This window comes from Caulobacter sp. BE264, assembly GCF_031457805.1.
Classification (GTDB): domain Bacteria; phylum Pseudomonadota; class Alphaproteobacteria; order Caulobacterales; family Caulobacteraceae; genus Caulobacter.
Genome location: NZ_JAVDXI010000005.1, coordinates 174,459 through 195,004, shown reverse-complemented (window position 1 = coordinate 195,004; position 20,546 = coordinate 174,459). Strand labels below are relative to the sequence as shown.

The 20,546-nt window shown below is 66.6% G+C and carries 13 protein-coding genes and 1 tRNA gene; 6 read left to right on the top strand and 8 right to left on the bottom strand.

Annotated elements, in window-relative coordinates; all coding sequences use genetic code 11:
* Nucleotides 1–136 precede the first annotated feature (136 nt).
* Nucleotides 137–3,151, top strand: a complete 3,015-nt coding sequence (locus tag J2X45_RS13720) for a TonB-dependent receptor (protein WP_310215629.1) — start codon at nt 137–139, stop codon at nt 3,149–3,151.
* An 84-nt stretch (nt 3,152–3,235) separates the two neighbouring features.
* On the opposite strand, the gene nagA is transcribed toward J2X45_RS13720, so the two are convergent.
* The 4 genes from nagA to J2X45_RS13700 all read right to left on the bottom strand — a co-directional run bounded on the left by nagA (nt 3,236) and on the right by J2X45_RS13700 (nt 6,383).
* Nucleotides 3,236–4,372 carry an N-acetylglucosamine-6-phosphate deacetylase gene (gene nagA, locus J2X45_RS13715; protein ID WP_310215628.1) on the bottom strand — a complete coding sequence of 379 codons (1,137 nt, stop codon included), beginning with the start codon at nt 4,370–4,372 and terminating at the stop codon, nt 3,236–3,238.
* Entirely contained in the window at nt 4,372–5,463 is a 1,092-nt protein-coding gene (locus tag J2X45_RS13710; RefSeq protein WP_310215627.1) for an SIS domain-containing protein, read from the bottom strand. The genes nagA and J2X45_RS13710 overlap by 1 nt, the downstream gene beginning before the upstream one ends.
* A 28-nt stretch (nt 5,464–5,491) precedes the next feature.
* A complete protein-coding gene (locus tag J2X45_RS13705) occupies nt 5,492–6,235 on the bottom strand; it encodes a GntR family transcriptional regulator (protein ID WP_310215626.1) in 744 nt (247 codons plus the stop codon).
* Nucleotides 6,236–6,314: 79 nt separating this feature from the next.
* Complete coding sequence (locus J2X45_RS13700; protein WP_223395741.1) at nt 6,315–6,383, bottom strand: hypothetical protein; 69 nt, start codon at nt 6,381–6,383, stop codon at nt 6,315–6,317.
* A gap of 123 nt (nt 6,384–6,506) precedes the next feature.
* Between J2X45_RS13700 and J2X45_RS13695 the strand changes: the two genes are divergently transcribed.
* The 5 genes from J2X45_RS13695 to nhaA all read left to right on the top strand — a co-directional run bounded on the left by J2X45_RS13695 (nt 6,507) and on the right by nhaA (nt 17,364).
* Nucleotides 6,507–9,176, top strand: coding sequence for a TonB-dependent receptor (locus J2X45_RS13695; RefSeq protein ID WP_310215625.1), 2,670 nt, complete (start codon nt 6,507–6,509; stop codon nt 9,174–9,176).
* A gap of 157 nt (nt 9,177–9,333) precedes the next feature.
* Nucleotides 9,334–11,607, top strand: coding sequence for a family 20 glycosylhydrolase (locus J2X45_RS13690; protein WP_310215624.1), 2,274 nt, complete (start codon nt 9,334–9,336; stop codon nt 11,605–11,607).
* A 16-nt stretch (nt 11,608–11,623) separates the two neighbouring features.
* Nucleotides 11,624–14,155, top strand: a complete 2,532-nt coding sequence (gene ptsP / locus J2X45_RS13685; RefSeq protein ID WP_310216052.1) for a phosphoenolpyruvate--protein phosphotransferase — start codon at nt 11,624–11,626, stop codon at nt 14,153–14,155.
* Nucleotides 14,156–14,159: 4 nt separating this feature from the next.
* Entirely contained in the window at nt 14,160–15,962 is a 1,803-nt protein-coding gene (nagE, locus tag J2X45_RS13680; protein ID WP_310215623.1) for an N-acetylglucosamine-specific PTS transporter subunit IIBC, read from the top strand.
* Between the two features lie 169 nt (nt 15,963–16,131).
* On the top strand, nt 16,132–17,364 hold the full coding sequence (nhaA, locus tag J2X45_RS13675; protein WP_310215622.1) for a Na+/H+ antiporter NhaA: 1,233 nt from the start codon (nt 16,132–16,134) through the stop codon (nt 17,362–17,364).
* A gap of 177 nt (nt 17,365–17,541) precedes the next feature.
* Here the strand turns inward: nhaA and J2X45_RS13670 are convergent.
* From J2X45_RS13670 to J2X45_RS13655, 4 genes are all read right to left on the bottom strand, one after another.
* Nucleotides 17,542–17,631: transfer RNA gene (locus J2X45_RS13670), tRNA-Ser, on the bottom strand.
* A 171-nt stretch (nt 17,632–17,802) separates the two neighbouring features.
* Nucleotides 17,803–18,648, bottom strand: coding sequence for an MBL fold metallo-hydrolase (locus tag J2X45_RS13665; protein WP_310216050.1), 846 nt, complete (start codon nt 18,646–18,648; stop codon nt 17,803–17,805).
* A gap of 90 nt (nt 18,649–18,738) precedes the next feature.
* Entirely contained in the window at nt 18,739–19,404 is a 666-nt protein-coding gene (locus J2X45_RS13660) for a hypothetical protein (RefSeq protein ID WP_310215621.1), read from the bottom strand.
* 97 nt (nt 19,405–19,501) lie between these two features.
* Nucleotides 19,502–20,530 carry an RluA family pseudouridine synthase gene (locus J2X45_RS13655; RefSeq protein ID WP_310215620.1) on the bottom strand — a complete coding sequence of 343 codons (1,029 nt, stop codon included), beginning with the start codon at nt 20,528–20,530 and terminating at the stop codon, nt 19,502–19,504.
* Between the last annotated feature and the right edge of the window lie 16 nt (nt 20,531–20,546).

Below are 20,546 nucleotides of genomic sequence, written 5' to 3'. Positions count from 1 at the left end.
AGAGAGGCTTGTGACACCGGTAGCAAAAACGAAGACTTCAAGGCCGGGGGCGGTTTCGCGGGAAGGACGCGGAGCCGATACGAAGGCCAAGGCGGCGGCGACGTCGCCGTCCAATGGTCGAACGGGAGGAGGTTCTATGTCCAAGAATACCACGGGACGCGTGCGCGGCCTGCAATACGGCGTCTCGGGCGGCGCCCTGGCGCTGGCGATGGCGTTCGCTGGCGCGGCGAGCGCGCAGACCGCTCCGGCCGCTCCGGCCGATGATCAGGTCGAAGCCGTCGTCGTCACCGGTTTCCGCGCCTCTCTGGCCAACGCTCTGGACGTCAAGCGTCGTGAGAACGACCTTGTCGACGTCATCAAGGCGCAGGACATCGCCGATTTCCCCGACCTCAACCTGGCTGAATCGCTGCAGCGCGTGCCGGGCGTCTCGATCGACCGTGACGGCGGCGAAGGTCGCACCATCACCGTTCGCGGCCTGGGTCCTGACTTCACCGTCGTGCGCCTGAACGGCCTGGAAGCCTTGGCCACCACCGGTGGCAAGGACGGTTCGGGCGGCGCCAACCGCGGCCGTCAGTTCGACTTCTCGATCTTTGCTTCGGAGCTGTTCAACAGCGTCACCGTCCGCAAGTCGACGTCGGCCATGAACGAAGAAGGCTCGCTGGGCGCGATCGTCGATCTGCAGGCCGGCCGTCCGTTCGACTTCAGCAAGTTCACCATGAGCGCCAGCGCCAAGGTGGGCTGGAACGACCTCTCGCGGAAGAGCGACCCGCGTTACACCTTCCTGGTCAGCAACCGCTGGGACACCGGCATTGGTGAAGTCGGCGCGCTGCTGTCGGTCGCCTACGCCACGCGCGCTCAGCGCGAAGAGGGCTCGTCGACCGGCCGCTGGGAAAACCCGTCGGTCCGCTTCAACTCCTCGACGGCGTTCCCCTGCTCGGGCGCGGCCTACAATCCCGTCAGCGGCCCGGCCCTGACCTGCGCCCAGATCGGCACTGTGACCGGCGGCACCAACCCCACCGTCACCGCCGCCTCGGGCACCGCCAACAACCTGTGGCACCCGCGGATCCCGCGCTACGGCCGTCTGGACTACGATCAAGAGCGTCTGGGCGTCACCGGCTCGCTGCAATGGCGTCCGACCGACCGCTCGACCCTGACCCTCGACGCGATGCTGGCCAAGTTCCAGAACAACCGCGACGAAACCTATCTGGAAATCATCTCGTTCAGCCGCAGCGGCGCGGGCCTGCCCCAGACCGACGTCGTGAACTTCACGGCTGACAGCAACGGCAACCTGATCAAGGGCACGTTCGACGACGTCGACGTTCGCACCGAGTACCGCCACGACACGCTGAAGACCGAGTTCAACCAGTTCGCCCTGACCTACGACACCAAGTTCGGCGAAGGCGGCAACCTGAAGGTCGGCTACGGCCAGTCGCGCTCGATCCAGGACAACCCGGAACAGACGACCTTCTCGTTCGAGCGCTACGACAGCGACAATTACAGCTACGACTACTCGGCCAACGACAAGCTGCCGAACTTCAACTACGGCTTCGATCCGACCAACCCGGCGAACTACGTCTACAGCCCGACCAACACCCTGGGTGACGCCTCGCTGCTGCGCATGCGTCCGAGCAAGGCGGTCAACACCTTCAAGACCTTCTTCGCCGACGTGGACTACCAGATCCTCGACGGGTTCAAGCTGCGCTACGGCGCCAAGTACAAGGAGTACGGCTTCACCTCGTGGGAGAAGCGCCTGAACTCGCGGGTGCTGGCCGGCAACTCCGCCACCACCTTCACCAACGAAGCCGCGTTCGGCCTGCCCGCCGGCGTCACGGTCGCGGACGTGTCGCGGGTTATCACCGGCTTTGGTCGCGGTCTCGACATCCCGGCTGGCGTGCCGACCTCGTGGCTGGCGCCGGACCTCGACAAGCTGCGCGAAAAGCTCGGCTATGACTGCAACTGCGTGAACGCCAACGGCGACTTCCGTCTCAGCGTCCTGAACCAGCTGGGCGCAATTCGGGCCATCACCGAGAAGGACACCGCGTTCTACCTGCAAGGTGATTTCGACTACGACGTCTTCAACATCCCGGTGCGCGGTAACTTTGGCGTCCGTTATGTGAAGACCGAGCAGGAAGCCACCGGCAACTACAGCATCGGCAACACCACCCAGACCGTCACGACGCTGGGCGGCACGTTCAGCCAGCGGGTGCCGATCGGCGCGACCCAGACCGTCAAGCGCCAGTACACCAACACCCTGCCGTCGCTGAACATCTCGGCCCAGCCCTTCGACAGCTTCTTCGTCCGCTTCGCCGCCGCCAAGGTGATGACGCGTCCGCAACTGCCGAACCTGTCGCCCGGTTACAGCGCCATCAGCCAGGCCGCCCAGACCCTCACGCGCGGCAATCCCGACCTGGACCCGATGCTGGCCAACAATCTGGACCTGAGCTTCGAATGGTATCCGGACAAGGAGACGCTGTTCTCGGTCGGCTTCTTCCAGAAGGACATCAAGTCCTACATCCAGACCTCGTCGGTCGCGATGCCGTGGGCTGAAACCCAGCTGCCCGACAGCCTGCTGTCGAACGGCAACACCGCCGACACGCTGTTCACGGTGACGACCCAGATCAACACCCCCGGCGGCAAGCTGAAGGGCTTCGAGGTCTCGCTGCAGCGTCCGTTCACGTTCCTGCCCGCGCCGTTCGACGGCTTCGGCGGCATCGTGAACTACACCCACGTCAAGAGCGACATTCAGTACGTGATCGCCAACCCCGTCTATTCGGGCACGCCGCGCGTCCTGGTCACGCCGGCGGTCATGCTGACCCAGCCGCTGGTGAACCTGTCGCCCGACGCCTACAACGCCACGCTCTACTACGAAAAGAACGACTTCAAGGCCCGCATCTCGGCCTCGTATCGTGACCCGTACCTGATCCAGGTGGCTCCCTCGGCGACGAACAACAACGATGTCCGCATCAAGGAAAAGACGCTGAACATCGACAGCCAGATCAGCTACAACTTCAAGAACTTCACGGTCACGTTGGAAATGATCAACCTGACCGACGAGAAAGATAGCAAGGTCGACGACTCGACCCGCATGATCTCGGAAGAGTACGTCCACTATGGTCGCCAGTACTATCTGGGCGTGAAGTGGAAGTTCTAAGCTCCCGCGTCATCTGCGCGTAAATGCGGAAAGGGCGCTGACCTCGCGGTCAGCGCCCTTTTTCGTTTTCCTGGCTCTCCGTCGTCAGGCGGTGACGCCGTCGATCCACGTGGCCGTGACCTCAAGACGATCGTCCAGCAGGCAAAGGTCCGCCGCGTAGCCTGGCGCAATAGCGCCGCGGCGCTGGCCAAGCCCTAGAAAGGTCGCCGGGGCTAGAGCCGCCATCACGACGGCGTCTTCCAGCCTAAGATCCAACAGCGTCACCGCATTCCGAACGGCGCTGACCATGTCCAGGTCCGAGCCCGCGAGCGTGCCCTGGTCATCGACGCAGACGCCGTCGACCACCCGGATATGGCGGCCCTGCAGCGTGAACTGCTTATCCGCCATCCCCACGGTGGGCATGGCGTCCGTGACCAGCATGAAGCGATCCAGCGGTCGAGCGCGCAGCGCGATCTTCAACGTGACGGGGTCCACATGGCGACCGTCGACGATGATTCCGCACCATGCCTCCTGGCTCTCCAGCGCGGCTCCAACGGCGCCCGGTTCGCGGCTGGTGAGCGGCGACATCGCGTTGAACAGGTGGGTGAAGCCGGTCAGGCCGTGGTCCAAGGCCTGGCGCATGGTCGGGTAGAGCGCATTGGTGTGCCCCGCCGCCACGATCACGCCGGCGTCCGCCAGTCGACGGATCATCTCCGGCGTCGTGCGCTCCGGCGCCAGCGTGACAAGCATCTTGCCGACCTTCAACGAGGTCAGCAGCGCCATGGCCTCGTCATCAATGACGCGGAACTTCTCCGCGTCGTGGATGCCCTTGCGCTTCGGATTGAGGAACGGGCCTTCGATATGGACGCCCAGCACTCCCGGAACGCCCTGGGCGATCGCCTGCTCTGTGGCGCGCATCGCCTGGTCGACGACGTGCAGGTCGTCGCTGATCAGGGTTGGCAGGAAACCGGTCGTGCCGAAGGGGCGATGGGCCGCGCCGATTGTGGCGATGGTCTCCACCGTGGGGGCGTCATTGAACAGAACCCCGCCGCCGCCATTGACCTGGGTGTCGATGAATCCGGGGGTCAGCAGGCCGCCGTCAAGGTCCAGGCGCTGGGCGTCGTCGGGGATCGCATCGCGCGTGACGATCGCCTTGATCACCCCGCCTTCGATCAACAGGGCCCGACCTTCAATGACGCCCTCGCCCGTCAGGATACGGCCATTTTCCAGTGCAGCCAGCATCAGACGGTTTCGGTGACCTTGTTGAGGTGGGGCGGGCTGTCGGGATCGTAGCCGCGCGCGACTGAAAGCGCATTGGCCATTCGGTAGAAGCTCTGGATCATCAAGATCGGCTCAAGCACCGGGTGGCTGGAAAGCGTCGGCAGCGCGCCTGGCGCGGCGTCCTCGCCGCCGGCGATCAGAACGTCGGCCCCGCGCGCCCGCAGGCCGGCGGCCATATCGTCGACACTGGCCCGGCTCTCGTCGTCCTGCGCGAAGACCAGAGCGGGGAATCCGTCCTTCACCAGGGCCATCGGGCCATGCAGCACTTCGGCGGCGCTGAAGGCCTCGGCGTGCAGGCCACAGGTTTCCTTGAACTTCAGGGCGGCTTCCAGCGCCACGCCAAAGCCGACGCCCCGCCCCAGGACGTAAAGGTTGCGGGCGGATTGCAAGCGCTCGACGGCCGGCGACCAGTCCAGGTCCCAGGCCTGCGTCAGCAGGTCGGGCAAGCGGTCGAGCGCCGAGGTCAGCTCGGTGTCCTCGGTCCATGCGGCGATCAACTGGGTCAAGGCGACCAGAGCGGCGATGTAGGATTTGGTGGCCGCCACGCTGAGTTCGGGCCCGGCGTGCAACGGGATCACCTCATCCGCCAGCGCCGCGAGCGGGGAGTCCACAACGTTGACCAGGGCCACGGCGTAGGCGCCCGCCGCCTTGGCCGCGCGGACGGCGGCCAGCAGGTCGGGGCTCTTGCCCGACTGCGAGATGGCCAGGTAGAGCGCCCCCTCGAGATTGGGCGATGCATCGTACACGGAGCTCACCGAAAGGCCGGCCGATGAGGTCAGAACGCCCGCCTTGGTCTCGATCAGGTAGCGCGCGAAGGTGGCGGCGTGATCGCTGCTGCCTCGCGCGCAGGTGACGACGACGCGCGGCGGATTGGCGCGCAGGCGGGCGGCGAGGGCCGAGATCTTGTCGCTGTTGGCCGTCAGTTGGGCGGCTGCGACCGTGGCGGCCTGGCCGGCCTCCTGGAACATGCGCGTGGATTCCGGGGAGCGGGCCAGAGGCGACGCGCCCGCAGGCGCGGGGGTCTCAGGACGGGTCAAGACAGTCGCCTCCAAGCTCTACTCCTCGGACTTCAGGTCGTACTCAAGACAGGGAATTCAGTTCCGCGACGAAATCGTAGGCGTCGCCGCGGTAGTACGATTGCGTGACCTCGACGGCCCGTCCGTCCTTCAGGAAGCCCCGTCGCTCGATCAGCAGGCCCGCGTCCTTCACAGGCACGCCCAGGAGGTCAGCTTGTTCGGCCTGGAACAGCACCGCACGCAGCCGTTGCAGGGCGCGCACCGGGCGATGGCCGGTCGTCTCGAGGGCCTCATAGAGCGAGGTGCCGACCACTTCGGTGGAGGGGAGGGCGAAGGCCGCGATCGTCGTATACTCCACCGCCATCGGTGCGCCGTCGGCGTAGCGGATCCGCGCAAATCGATAGACCGGAGTTCCAGGCGACAGCCCCAGGGTCAGGGACTCCTCGGGGGTCACCTGGCCTTCGCTGCGGCTGATCCACTCGCTGCGCGGGACCCGTCCGCGCGAGATCATGTCTTCGGTGAACGACGACAGCTTTGAGAAGCTTTTCTCGACTCGGGCGGCCACGAAGGTGCCGGCGCCCTGCCTGCGGGTCAGCAGGCCCTCGCTGACCAGACCGTCCAGCGCCTTGCGAACCGTGATGCGGGAGATGCTGAACTCGTCCGCCATGTCCCGCTCGGCGGGAAGGGCGTCATCGGGCGCCAGGATCTTCTTCTGGATGGCTTCGCGCAGCGCGCGCTGGAGCTGCCGGTAGAGCGGCGCATGGTCGCCGGCGGCGTCGAGCCGACCGATCCGTTCTGCAAACGTCATTGCTCAACCCTCCCTGGCTCGCGCCGCGCCGCAAGATGTTGCAGCGCCCCTTGGCTGCGTCGATAGCATAGGACCATTTTCATACCAATAAGAACATGGTCTGCAATTGGTTTCTTTTTGGCCTTGTCATTCGCAAAATTTCCGTCACAGTCGCGTCCCGAGGCCTGAGAAGTACCACTTTCTGCGGATCCTCCCGGAAAATTGGTATCATATTGGGCTTGGGGTTCGGCTCCGGGTCCAATCGGCCCGGCATAATGGGGAGAAGCCGAGTATGAAGACTATCCGTAAATCCGTTCTGGCGGCCTCCGCCAGCGCGATGGTGGTCATGATCGCCGCGCCGGCGATGGCCCAGAGCAGCGGCAACCAAGTGGAAGAGGTGGTCATCACCGGCATCCGCGCTTCGCTGCTGCAATCGATCGAGTCCAAGCGCAAAGCCGACGCCATTGTCGACGTCGTCACCGCTGAAGACGTGGGCAAGTTCCCGAGCTCGAACGTCGCCGAAGCGCTGACGATCGTCCCGGGCGTCACTGTTGATCGCGCGTTCGGTCAAGGTGAGAAGGTCAGCATCCTGGGCACCGACCCGGCGCTGAACCGCACGCTGCTCAATGGCCAGACCGTCGCGTCGGCCGACTGGTTCATCCTGGATTCTCCGGGCCGCACCTTCAACTACGCGCTGCTGGCGCCGCAGATCGTCGGCAAGGTCGACGTCTACAAGTCGCCCGAAGCGCGCATCGACGAAGGCAGCATCGGCGGCACCGTCATCGTCAACACCCGCAAGCCGCTGGACCTGAAGTCCGGCACGATCGCCGGCGCGGTGAGCTATCTCTACACCGACCGCTCCAAGAAGGGTGATCTGCAGGGCTCGCTGCTGGCCAGTTGGAAGAACGCCGACAGCACCTTCGGCGCCAGCTTCTCGGTGCAGCGCGCCGAAGACCAACTGCGCCGTGACGGCGTCGAGACCTACGGCACGATCGCGGCCAATCAATGGGCCGGGGGCAATCCGGACAACCCGGTCGACTCGCGCACCAAGGGTTGCGTCGGCTCGTGCGCCAGCACCCTGACGGCGAACCTCAACGCCCGCAGCCCGAACGCGTTCGGCGCGTCATACTTCGAGCAGGGGCGTACGCGGACGACCTACACCACTGCGCTGCAGTACAAGCCGAACGACCAGCTCTCGCTGGAGTTTAACTGGCTGAAGATCGACGCCGACTACGACAACACCAACCAGTCGATGTACGCCTTCCAGGGCAACACTTGGAACAGCCTGGGTGCGCTGACCGGCCTGACCGTCAACAACGGCGTGGTCTCCAAGGCCTCGTTCAACAACGCGCTCAGCGTACTGGACGTGCAGTACCGCGAGGCTGGCCTGAAGTCCGACACCTTCCACCTGAAGGGCGGCTACAACGGCGACGGCTGGGACCTGAACGGCGAGGTTGGCAAGTCGAGCGCCGACGGCGGCACCAAGCGTCAGGTGTTCCTCGAATTCCTGAACTGGGCCAGCTACACCGTCGACATCAGCGGCGCGCCGAAAAGCCCGGGCAGCCTGACCTATACGACCAATGTCATGGGCAACCCGGCCGCCTTCGCGACCGATCCGGGTTGGAGCGGCAACCTCGTCAGCAAGCCCACCTCGGATGAGGAAAAGTACGCCCAGTTCGACTTCGGCAAGGACTTCGACGGCGTCATCCAGCGCGTCCAGGTCGGCTACAAGCGCCGTGAACACCAGACCGGTCAGCAGTATGCGGGCATCGCCATCACCGGCGTCGCCGCCCCGGCTTCGTCGTTCAACCCCTCGACCGTGCCCAGCAACTACCTGAAGGGCTTCGACGGCGTCGGGACCCAGATGCAGAGCCGCTTCCGCATCGACGGCGAGTCGATGGTCTCGTATGTCGAGAGCGGCAAGTGGCTGGCGGCGGGCGCGACCATGCCCAAGCCGTCGATCTTCGCCGCCGCCGAGTTCACGGCCGGCAACTGGAACATCCAGGAAGACATCGACGCCCTGTACGCCCAAGCCAACTTCAAGGCCGATAACGTGCGCGGCAACTTCGGCGTCCGCTACGTGAAGACCTCGGTCGACAGCGCCGGTTACGTCTGCAAGCCGGGCGCGCCCTGCAACAAGGCCGCTGACTGGACCTGGCAGTCGACCAAGAAGAGCTACGACAACGTCCTGCCCAGCGTGAACATCATCGTCGACGCCCGCGAGGACCTCGTCCTTCGCTTCGCGGCGGCGCAGGTCATCGCGCGTCCGAACTATTCGGACATGACCAACTACTTCTGGCTGTCGGACGGCATCCTGACCGGCGGCGGCGGCAACCCGGCGCTGGAGCCCTATAAGTCGAGCAACTTCAACGCCTCGGCCGAGTGGTACTTCCAGCCCCAGGCGATCCTGTCGGCGGAGGTGTTCTACAAGGATATCTCCAACTACATCCTGCAGCGCACCCAGCCGGAAGCCTACTTCAACCAATCGCAAGGCAAGGTCACGACCTATCAGATCAGCCGTCCGTTCAATGCGGGTTCGGCTGAGGTGAAGGGTCTGGCGCTGGCCTATCAGCAGACCTTCGGCATGGGCTTCGGCGTCCTGGCCAACTACACCTACGCCGACGCCTCGGGCCAGTCGGGCGCGCCGCTGCCCTACAGCTCGAAGAACCAGGTCAATGTCAGCCCCTTCTACGAGAACGGTCCGTTCTCGGCCCGGGCCACCTTCACCTGGCGCTCGAAATACTTCACCGGCGTCGATCGCGGCGACGACATGTTCGTCAAGGCCTCGAAGACCCTCGACGCCACCGTGGGCTACGCCGTGACCAAGAACATCACGATGTCGGTCTCGGGCCAGAACCTGCTGGACAGCGAGTACTACGCCTACGCCAACACCACGGCCCTGCCGCGCGGGGTCTACCGCACGGGCCGCAAGCTGCAAGCCACGCTGAACGTCGCGTTCTAGGACGTTCAGTGGTCGGAGGCTTCGGCGCGATCCGAAGCCTCCGATGTTTGCGCATTGATCCAACCCCTCCTGACTGCAAGCATGGAGCTGGGGCGGGACGGCCCGGCCGTCCCGCCCGCTTTTTGCCGGCTGTCCACCACCTTCTTTGCGAGGCTGCGTGACCTTGACCCCGCTCCGTATCGCCGCTGTTTCGGCGTTCGCGCTAACCGCTGTGTTTGCGACCGGCGCATTCGGCAGCAGCCTCACGATCACGCCCGCACCCGCCAAGGTCGTCGAGGCCGAGGGGAGCTTCACCCTCTCAGCCTCCACCCGCATCCACGTGCCCAAGGGGGATGTCGAGGCCAAGGGCGTGGCCATCCAGCTCGCAGACCTTATCCAGCGTTCGCGCGGCTTCCGTCCGCTTGTCGCGGAAGGGCCCCCATCCGTCGGCGCCATCGTCCTGACCCGGGAAGGGCCCTCAGGCGAAGCCTATACGCTCGATATCAACGCCAAGGGCGTGACCATCGCCGCCGCCAGGCGCGCCGGCTTGTTCTACGGCGCGATGTCGCTCTGGCAGTTGGCCACCCCGGACGAGGCCAAGGGCCCTGTCGCTCTTCCCGCCGCCGCCATCGAGGATGCGCCGCGCTTCGCCTGGCGCGGCCTGATGGTCGACAGCGCCCGCCACTACCAGTCGCTCGACACGCTGAAGGCGGTGATCGACGCGATGGCCGCGCACAAGCTCAACACCTTCCACTGGCATCTGGTCGACGACCAGGGCTGGCGGCTGGAGATCAAGAAGTATCCAAAGCTGACGCAGGTCGCCGCGTGGCGGCGCAATCCGGGCGCGGCGGTCAACTATCCCAAGTACGGCGGCTTCTACACGCAGGACCAGGCCCGGGAACTGGTCGCCTACGCCGCAGCACGTAACATCACCGTTGTGCCGGAGATCGAAACGCCGGGTCACGCGCTGGCGCCGATCGTCGCCTATCCGCAGCTGGGAACCGCGCCGCCGGACGCCAGCAAGATGGGCGACTGGGGCGTGTTTCCCTGGCTCTACAACACCGACGACGCCACCTTCGCCTTCCTCGACGACGTCCTGAATGAGGTGATGGACATCTTCCCGTCGACCTTCATCCATGTCGGCGGCGACGAGGCGATCAAGGACCAGTGGAAGGCTAGCCCGAAGGTCCAGGCCAAGATCAAGGAACTGGGGCTCAAGGATGAGCACGAGTTGCAGAGCTGGTTCATCCAGCGGGTCGGCAAGAGCCTGGAAAGGCGCGGCCGCCGCCTGATCGGCTGGGACGAGATCCTCGAGGGCGGCCTCGCGCCCAACGCCACGGTCATGTCCTGGCGCGGGATCGACGGCGCGATCGCCGCCGCCAAACAGGGCCATGACACGGTGCTGTCGCCGCACCCGGTGCTCTATCTCGACAACCGCCAGAGCGCCTCGGCCGAGGAGCCCACCGGACGCGGTCACATCTCCAGCCTGAAGGATGTCTACGCCTTCGATCCGGCGCCAGCGCAGCTGACCCCTGACGAGCGCAAGCATATCCTCGGCGTCCAGGCCAATGTCTGGACCGAGCACATGCAGACCGATCAGCGCATGCAGCTGATGGCCTTCCCGCGCGCTGTGGCGCTGGCTGAGCGAGCGTGGTCGTCCGAAGCTAACGCCAGCTGGGCGGCTTTCGCCAAGCGCCTTCCCGCCGAGATGGCCCGGCTGAAGATCCTCGGCGTGGCCGCCAACCCGGTTCCCTTCGAGCCTCAGCCGGCGCTGTCCGAGGGGGAGGGCGGCAAGATGCGTTTGGCTTTAGCGACTGGCCTGGGCGTCGGTCAGATTCGCTACACGACCGATGGCAAGGCGCCCACGGCGGCCTCTTCGACCTATGCGGCGCCCGTCGAGCTGGCCACCGGCGCGGTGCTGAAGGCGCGGACCTTCGTCGACGGTCAGCCGCTGGGCCGCGAGCGGTCGTGGACGATGTCGGCGGATCTTCTGCAGACGCGCAACAGCGGCCAGCTGAAGCTCTGCACGCAGCAGGTGCCGCTGACGATGATCGACGACGCGCCCGCCGCGCTCGACCAGCGCCCGATGATGATGGTCGACATTTTTAATCCCTGCTGGATCTGGGAAGGCGCGCGTCTCGACAAGGGCGCGCTGCTCAGCGCCCGCGTCACCCAGATCCCGTTCAACTTCCAGGTTGGCCAGGACCGCGACAAGATCCCGCTGCGTGCGCCGGCCACGCCAGGCGGCGAGCTGGAGGTCCGTGCGGGTTGCGCGGGTGAAAAGATCGCCGCCATCCCGCTCGGCGACGCCGCCCGCAATGCCGGCCTCTCGACCATCGCCGGCCGTCTGCCGGCGCGCGCTGAGAAGGTCGATCTGTGCCTGACCTTCACGTCGAAGAGCCTCGATCCCTTCTGGGTGATCGAACGCGTGACCCTCAAGCCTGCGCACTAGTTTCGAGGAAGCGTAGATCGTGTCCAACCTCGTCCTCACCGCCCCCCTGAGGGGATGGATCGCGCCGCTTGAAGAAACGCCGGACGCCGTATTCGCCGAGCGGATGTTAGGCGACGGACTGGCGATTGATCCGCTGGATTCGACACTGCATGCGCCGTGCGACGCGACCGTCGTGAATGTGCACCGCGCTTGTCACGCCGTGACGCTGCGGGCGGCGAACGGCGCTGAGATCCTGATGCATATCGGCCTGGAGACCGTCGCCCTGAACGGCGAGGGCTTCGAGGTCTTTGTCCAGGACGGCCAGTCGGTGAAGGCGGGCGACCGGTTGATCAGCTTCGATCTCGACCTCCTGGCCCAACGCGCCCGCAGCCTGATCACCCCGGTGGTGATCACCAATCTGGAGGCGTTTCAGATCGTGCGTCGCGACCAGGACCGCGAGGTCGCGGCCGGAGCGTTCCTGATGGAGCTCGCGCCGGTCGGCGACGCGGTGGTGGCTGCGGCGGGGGCTGGCGAAGAGGCCCTGCGTGAGATCGTCGTGCCTTTGGCCCATGGAATCCACGCCCGCCCGGCCGCGCGGATCGCCGAGGCGGCCAAGACCTTTGACGCCGAGACGGCGCTGGTGATCGGCGCGCGACGCGCCAACGCCAGGAGCCCGGTGGGATTGATGTCGCTGGCCGTCCGTCATGGCGATGTGGTCCAACTACAGGCCTCCGGCCCAGATGCTTCGGCGGCGGTTGCGGCGCTGGCCGAGTTGATCGAAAGCGGGATGGGCGAGGGCGCGCCGCTGATCGCCAAAGCGCCGGCGGCGTCCGCGCCCCCGCAGGTCGAACCGTCCACGCCCGCCGACTTGCCGCGCGACGGCGTGCTCAAGGGCGTGCTCGCCGCGCCGGGCCTGGCGATCGGCAAGGCGGTGCGTCTGGCGGCCGCTGAGATCGTGGTGCGCGAGGCTGGCGAGGGGCGGGCGCAGGAAGAGGCGGCGCTGGCGGCGGCGCTCCAAAAGGTCCGGACACGGATCGGCAAGGCCGCCGAGACCGGCGACAAGGCTCGCAAGGCGATCCTGGCGGCGCACCACGCGTTCCTCGACGATCCGGAACTGACCGCCGGTGCGCGGCGGCTGATCGCCGAAGGCAGGAGCGCCGGCTTCGCCTGGCGCCAATCCGTAGGCGGATATGTCGAGGCGCTTCGAGCCTTGGGTGATCGTCGCATGGCCGAACGCGTTGATGACCTGATCGACTTGGAACGGCAGGTCCTGCGCGCCCTCAGCGGCGAGGAGGAAGCGGACGCCACGCTGGCGCCGGGCTCGATCCTGCTGGCCGACGAGTTGTTGCCCTCTCAGTTGATGGACGTCGATCCTGCCGCTGTCGCCGGCTTCGCCACCGCGCGCGGCGGTCCGACCTCGCACGTGGCGATCTTGGCGGCGGCCATGGGCATACCCGCGCTGGTCGCTCTGGGCGGCGCGCTGTCAAAGGTCAAGGACGGCGCGACTCTGATCCTGGACGCCGACGCCGCGACCTTGCGCGTCGCGCCCGACGCCAAGGCCCTTGAGGCGGCGCAGATGGGCCTGGCCCGGCGCCAGGAACTCAAGGCCGCCGCTAAGGCTGCGGCGCATCAGCCAGCCGTGACGCTGGACGGCGCGCGCATCGAGGTTTTCGCCAACACCGGTTCGGTCGCCGACGCCCAGACCGCCGTGGCCAACGGAGCCGAGGGCTCGGGCCTGCTGCGTACGGAGTTCCTGTTCCTGGATCGTGAAACTCCGCCCGACGAGGACGAGCAGGCCCGTCAGTATCAGGCCATCGCCGACGCCCTGGACGGCCGGCCGCTGATCATCCGCACGCTGGATGTCGGCGGCGACAAGGCCGCGCCCTATCTGCCGATCCCGGCCGAGGAGAACCCGGCGCTGGGCCTGCGCGGGGTACGGGTGAGCCTCTGGCGACCGCACCTTCTGAAGACCCAGCTGCGCGCCATCCTGCGGGTTGTTCCGCTTGGACAATGCAAGATCATGGTTCCGATGGTGGCGAGCCTGGACGAACTGCGCGCCGTGCGCGCGGTGCTGGAGGAAGCCAAGCGCGAGTTGGGGATCACTGAGCGCGTGGAGCTCGGGGTCATGATTGAAACTCCGGCCGCCGCGGTCACCGCCGACCTGCTCGCGGCCGAGGCCGACTTCCTGTCGGTGGGCACCAACGACCTGACCCAGTACGTGCTGGCCATGGACCGGGGCAATCCGGAACTGGCCGCCGGGATCGACGCCCTGCATCCGGCGGTGCTGCGCATGATTGACCAGACCTGCAAGGGCGCTGCCAAGCATCAGCGCTGGGTGGGGGTGTGCGGCGGCCTCGCCTCGGACCTCGACGCCACGCCGATCCTGCTGGGTCTCGGGGTCACTGAACTGTCGACCACGGCCTCGATCGCGCCCGAGGTGAAGGCCCGCGTGCGGATGCTTTCGCTGGAAACCTGCCGGGCCCTGGCGGCTCAAGCGCTGGAACAAACCTCGCCTGACGCGATCAGAGCGCTTGTCCAAACCCATCTGAATGCGCCCCACGGAGCCTGAACCGATGAAGTCTCCGCTTGAAGTGCTGCAGCCGCTCGGTCGCGCCCTGATGCTGCCGATCGCGGTGCTGCCGGTGGCGGCGCTGCTCCTGCGCATCGGCCAGCCGGACCTGCTGGGCGCGCCCGCCCTGGCGGCGATGACCCATGGGGTTTCGCTGACGGTGGCCAACACCTTCGGGGCGGCTGGCGGCGCGATCTTCGGCAGCCTGGGCCTGATCTTCGCCATCGGCGTGGCCGTGGGGCTGGCGCGCGAAAACCACGGCGCGGCTGGCCTGGCCGGGGTGGTCTGCTACGTGATCGCCACCAAGGGCGTCGAGGCGGTGCTGGTCGCCCCGCCCGAGGTTGCGGCCAAGGCCGTCGAAGGGGCCAAGGATCTGGCGGTCGCAGCCTGGAAGGCCAAGGAGATCGGCAAGCTCTCGATCCCTGTAGGCATCCTCTCGGGCGTGATCAGCGGCTGGCTCTACAACCGCTACAGCAGCATCAAGCTGCCCGAGTACTTGGCCTTCTTCGGCGGCCGCCGGTTCGTGCCGATCGTGGCGGGCCTGGCCGGGGTCGTGCTGGCTCTGCTGTTCGGGTCGTTCTGGGGCACGCTGGAGTCGGGTGTCGACGGCCTCAGCAATCTCGTCACCGCGTCCGGGAATCTGGGCCTCGTCATCTATGGCCTACTCAATCGCCTGCTGATCGTCACGGGCCTGCACCACATCCTCAACAACGTGGTCTGGTTCATCCTGGGTGACTTCAACGGCGTCACCGGCGACCTCAACCGCTTCGCCGCCGGGGATAAGACCGCCGGCGCGTTCATGAGCGGATTCTTCCCGGTGATGATGTTCGGCCTGCCGGCGGCGTGCCTGGCCATGCTGCACGCGGCGCGTCCGGAGCGTCGCAAGGCGGTGGCGGGCATGCTGGGATCGCTCGCCCTGACGTCGTTCCTGACAGGCGTGACCGAGCCGATCGAGTTCACCTTCATGTTCTTGGCGCCGGTGCTCTTCGCCATCCACGCGCTGCTGACCGGGCTGTCGATGGCCCTGATGAACATGCTGGACATCAAGTTGGGCTTTGGGTTCTCGGCGGGCCTGTTCGACTATGTGTTGAATTTCAACAAGGCCACGCGGCCGCTGCTGCTGATCCCGGTGGGGCTGGCCTATGGCGCGGTCTACTACGGCGTTTTCCGGTTCGCGATTCTCCGGTTCGATCTGAAGACGCCTGGTCGCGAAGTTGACGAGACGCCGCCGGTTGAGGCGGTGACCACCGGGGGCGGACGCGGCGCCGACTTTGTCGCGGCGCTTGGGGGCGCGGCCAATCTCGTCAGCGTCGACGCCTGCACCACCCGGCTACGCCTGATCGTGGCGGACCAGGGCGCGGTCAACGAGGCCATTCTGAAGGCCTTGGGCGCCCGGGGTGTCGTCAGACCCTCCGACAAGGCGCTTCAGGTCGTGCTTGGGCCCATCGCCGATACGGTCGCCGGCGAAATCCGCGCCGCGATGAGCAGCGCTGCGACCGGGGCGCCAGCATTGCGCGCACATACGCAGGCGCCCTCTGAAGCCTCACCCACCGGTCAGCGCTCCATCGCCGATGATCAAAGGGCCTCGGCGCTGGTCGGCGCGTTGGGCGGCGCGGCCAACCTGCGCGAGGTCAGCGCTTGTTCGAGCCGCGTGCGTGTCGTTGTCCACGACGCGGCGCTCGTTGATGAAACAAGCTTGCGGGTGGTGGGCGTTCGGGGCGTCGTTCGCGTGGGCGAGCGGTCCGTGCACGTGGTCTTGGGGCCGGAGGCCGAGGACGTTTGTCAGGCGATCCGCCGGCTGACTTAGCGCGGCGGCCAGCGCCAAGCTGTGGCCAGTTCCTCGGGTCTCGACGGGAAATGTCCTCGCGGAGGCTTGTTCGTCGTTTTTCTTGATGCGATAGGCGAACGTGGGTGGTCGATCCTGTTGGTCGATCAGGTTTTGCGTTGGTCGGGCCGCCAGCGTGGAGACCTGCGCCATGCTGCAACGCGTCCGTAAGCCGTCTGTTCTGAGAGAGCTCCTGGAGAGCGGCGCCGCCGGCGGCCTGCTTCTGATGGCTTGCGCCGTCCTGGCCCTCTTCGTCGCTAACTCGCCCCTGGCGGAGGGCTATTTCCACGCCCTGCATGTCCCGTTCGCCGGACTTGATCTGCTGCACTGGATCAATGACGGGCTGATGGCGATCTTCTTTCTGTTCGTCGGCCTTGAGATCAAGCGGGAGTTCCTGGACGGTCAGCTGTCGACGTGGGCGAACCGGGCGCTGCCTTGCGTCGCCGCCGCCGGCGGCGTGATCGTGCCGGGCTTGATCTATGCGGGCCTGAATGCAGGCAGCCCCGAAACGCTTCGGGGTTGGGCGATTCCCACGGCGACAGACATCGCCTTCGCCCTGGGGGTTCTCTCGCTGCTGGGCTCGCGCGTCCCCACGAGCCTGAAGATCTTTCTCGCGACGCTGGCCATTGTCGACGACCTGGTGGCGGTCCTGATCATCGCCGTCTTCTACACGGCCGAGCTCAACACCGCCGCCCTCGCGGGCGCGGGGATCGTCACGCTGGTCCTGATCGGCTTCAATCGACTGAAGGTGAAGCGACTTGCGCCCTATCTCGTCATGGGTGTCGCGCTGTGGTGGCTGGTCCTGATGTCCGGCGTCCATGCCACCATCGCCGGCGTGGTTCTGGCCATGACCATTCCTCTGCAGGCGTCCAAGGCCGCCCCGGACGACGTGACCTCGCCGCTGCACCGCCTGGAGCATGCGCTGTCGCCGTGGGTGGCGTTCCTGGTCGTGCCGATCTTCGGCTTCGCCAATGCGGGCGTTTCGTTCGCCGGCATGACGCCGTCAGTTCTGATCGAACCCGTTACGCTCGGCGTGGCGCTTGGCCTGTTCTTCGGCAAGCAGATTGGTGTCTTCGGTGCGGCGTGGCTCGCCATCCGGCTGGGTGTCGCCCGCCTGCCGGTGGCGGCCTCGTGGCTTCAGCTCTACGGCGTCAGCCTGCTGTGCGGCATCGGCTTCACCATGAGTCTCTTCATCGGGTTGTTGGCGTTCCGCGACGCCGCTCTTCAGAATGAAGTGAAGGTCGGCGTCCTGGTGGGTTCGCTGGGCGCCGCCCTCATCGGCGCGGCCGTGCTGAGCGTGTCCAAGACGCGCCGCTCGGTGCTGGCTGATGACCCCGCAAGCGCGGCCTTGGTCGATGACATCGAGCGCGGAGACGCGCGCTAACCCCTCTGAGGGCGTTCGCGCGAACCGGCGCCCTCTTCCTTGCGCCAGACAGGGGCTAAGGGACGCCGTGACTTGCTTGGTGCTGTTCTGACGAAATCAGTCCGCCATCGCGGCGCTAGGCGTCCGGCCATGGCTCATGGAACCATGCGGCTTCTGATGATCATGATCGGGCGGGGCTGGCGGAGAGGGTGGGATTCGAACCCACGTTACGCTTTCACGTAAACCGCATTTCGAGTGCGGCGCATTCGACCACTCTGCCACCTCTCCAGGCGCCGTCCGGGAGGCCAAATTCGCTGCCCGAGGTCGAGGGCGCGATACCTAGCGGCGTCGCCCTCGAGACGCAAGCCCCCGAGGCGCTTTCTTTCGTAGCTTTTTCGGCCTCAGCCCTTGAGCTGTGAATCGTCCGCGTAGGGAACGCGGTCCGCTCACGATCCGTGGCTAGATCCGGCTGAGATCAACTGGCGGGAAGCGAGGGCCTGACTCGGGCTCCGAAGGCGGGCGACCAGAACGAATGGCGACGCGCAATGCGGCGGCGGCCAGGTCCGGATCCGGGAGGAAGGCGTCGGCCGCTGTGCGCAGCGCGATGAAGTCGAGGCGGTCGATCGTGTCGTTGAGTTGGATGTTCGACGCCTTCTGGTCGGCCACCGTTGACTGGGCGGGCGTCGTCGCGGCTACGCCTGGAAACACACGGGTTTCCGGCGGCAGGGCCAGAATCTTCTGAGCGTCGTCCCACGCCTTGCCTGCGTCGCCGCCGGGAATGTCGCAGCGGCCGGCGCCTTCTGCGGGGGCGAGCACCAGATCGCCGGTGAAGACCATGTCCGCCATCTTATAGGCGACGGCGCCGGGTAGTCGACCCGTCAGGGCGATGGGGGTGATTTCCAGTCCGCCCATCGGGAAGGTGTCACCGTCCTGAGCCAACTTGTCAAAGTCCCAACCGTCGAGGTCGACCATGGTCTCGCCGAACTTGGGCGCCAGGCGCTTGAGGCTTTCCACGACCCGGGCGCCGATGCACACCGAGGCGCCGGTTTCGTACTTCAGGTGGCCGGCGGCTGACAGGTGGTTCGCGTGCAGGCCGGTTTCTAGAATCCAGGTCGGGCCAAGATCCTTGGCGCGAATATCGGCGATGATCGCATCGACAAAGCCGGTGCCGATCGTCTCGGTGATCGGATCGAAATCCAAAACCGGGTCGACGATGGCGCAAAGGAAGGTGGCCGGGTCGACGATCAGGTAGCTCACCGCGCCGGTGGCGGGGTGGTGGTATGGTATGATTTCCGGCTGCATCAAAAAGCCCCAGACGCCCGAGGCGCGCAACATCGCGCGCAAGCCGTTAAACATGAGCGAACAGAAGCGCAGGAAAAGCGAGATTTCTTTCGGTCAGCGAGGCGGAGCCGTCTGGGGGCAGGGATGCGTCCCGTCGCGCATGGTCTCCACCCACAGGGGCTCAACATAGCGTCCGCCGCTCCGGAAACCCGGCGCGCATCCGTCCGGAACGCCGGCGGACCCCGTCGCCTCGCCGGTCATCACCGACAGGGCGATGGATTGCCGCTCGCCACCGCGCGCGCGGCTGAAGGCGGGTCCGTCATAGCCATAAGCGCCGTAGGTTGGGTCACCGTACCAGCCGCCGTGCTTGCCAAAGTCCGTCTTCGAGACCGCGACGCCGATCGTGGTGCTTTCGCCGACGGGGATCAGCGCCGAGGCGTAGGCGCTGCGATAGCCGCCGGTGCCGACCGAGACGCCCATGGAGCCATGGATCTTGCGCTTGCCGTCCTCATCGCGTTCGGCGGGCAAGACGCCGCGCGGGGCGTCATCGGCTTGGGCGTTGGCGGCGATGAACGCGGCGATCTGTTCCTGGGTCGTCAGCGGCCGCGGGGCGGTCGCCGGGAGAGCGGCCGGCGCGTCGGCCGAGACGGCGGTGAGCGCCTTGGCCGAGGGTTTGGCGTGAGCCGTTGCGATCACCTCGTCGTCTCCCGACAAGGTCGCGGCCTGGGCCGTGCTCACCAGGGCTGCGGCAAGGCTGAGAGTCGCAAGATAAGGCCGCATAGGGTCGCTCCACATGACGAGGCCGAACCCTGCGGCGCCAAGCCAGCGCAATTAGGGCGCTTTTGTTGCGTCAGCGCAAGCTTGAGCCTTGTCGTGCTCAGAGCTTGGTGAGCGCCGCCTCCAGAGCCGCCATGTCGGCGGGGAGGGAAGTCTCGAATCTCAGCGTCTCGCCGGTGATCGGATGGACGAAGCCGAGCACGGCCGCATGCAGGGCCTGGCGTCGGAGGCCAGCCGTCTCCATCTGTTCGCGGACGGCGGCGGCGGGCTGTCCGGCGCCGTAGACGGGGTCGCCAAGGCAGGGCGAGCCCTTGCTGGCCATATGGACGCGGATCTGGTGGGTGCGACCGGTCTCTAGCCGACAGGCGACGCGCGCGGCGACGGGGCGATCCTGCGGACCAAAGGCGGCTTCGACCCGATAGTGGGTGATGGCTTCGCGACCGCCGGAGCGCAACACAGCCATCTTCTTACGGTCTCCCGGTGATCGGCCGAGCTGAGTGTGGATCGTACCGATCGGCGGGCTGGGCGCGCCGCGGGTGAGGGCCACATAGAGGCGATCAATGTCATGCGTGGCGAACAGCGCGGAGAGCCCGCGATGGGCCGCGTCGCTCTTGGCCGCGACCATGACGCCTGAAGTGTCCTTGTCGAGCCGATGCACGATGCCCGGTCGCGCCACCCCGCCGACGCCCGAAAGGGTGTCGCCGCAGTGATGCAGCAGGGCGTTGACCAGCGTGCCGCTGTAGGTCCCGGGCGCGGGGTGCGCGGCCATGCCGGCGGCCTTGTCCACCACGATCAGATGGGCGTCCTCGAAGAGGATCGACAGCGGGAGGGCCTCGGGCTCCGGGTCTGCGGGGGCGGGCGGCGGAACGACCAGGCTATAGACGCCCGCCCGGGCCTTGCGCGAGGCGTCGGCGATCGTCTCGCCCTCGAAGGTGAGCCTGCCTTCAGCGATCAGCGTCTGGAGCCTGGCGCGCGACAGGTCCGGGAACAGCGGCGCAAGCACCTTGTCCAGGCGCTGGCCGGCGAGGTTCGCCGGAAGGTCCGCGCTGAGGCGCTCGCCATCGCCGTCGGCTGGCGCGGCGGCATCGTCGAGCAGGTCGTCGTCCTCGATGTCGTCCACGCCGTTCACTGGGGTTTCATCGCTC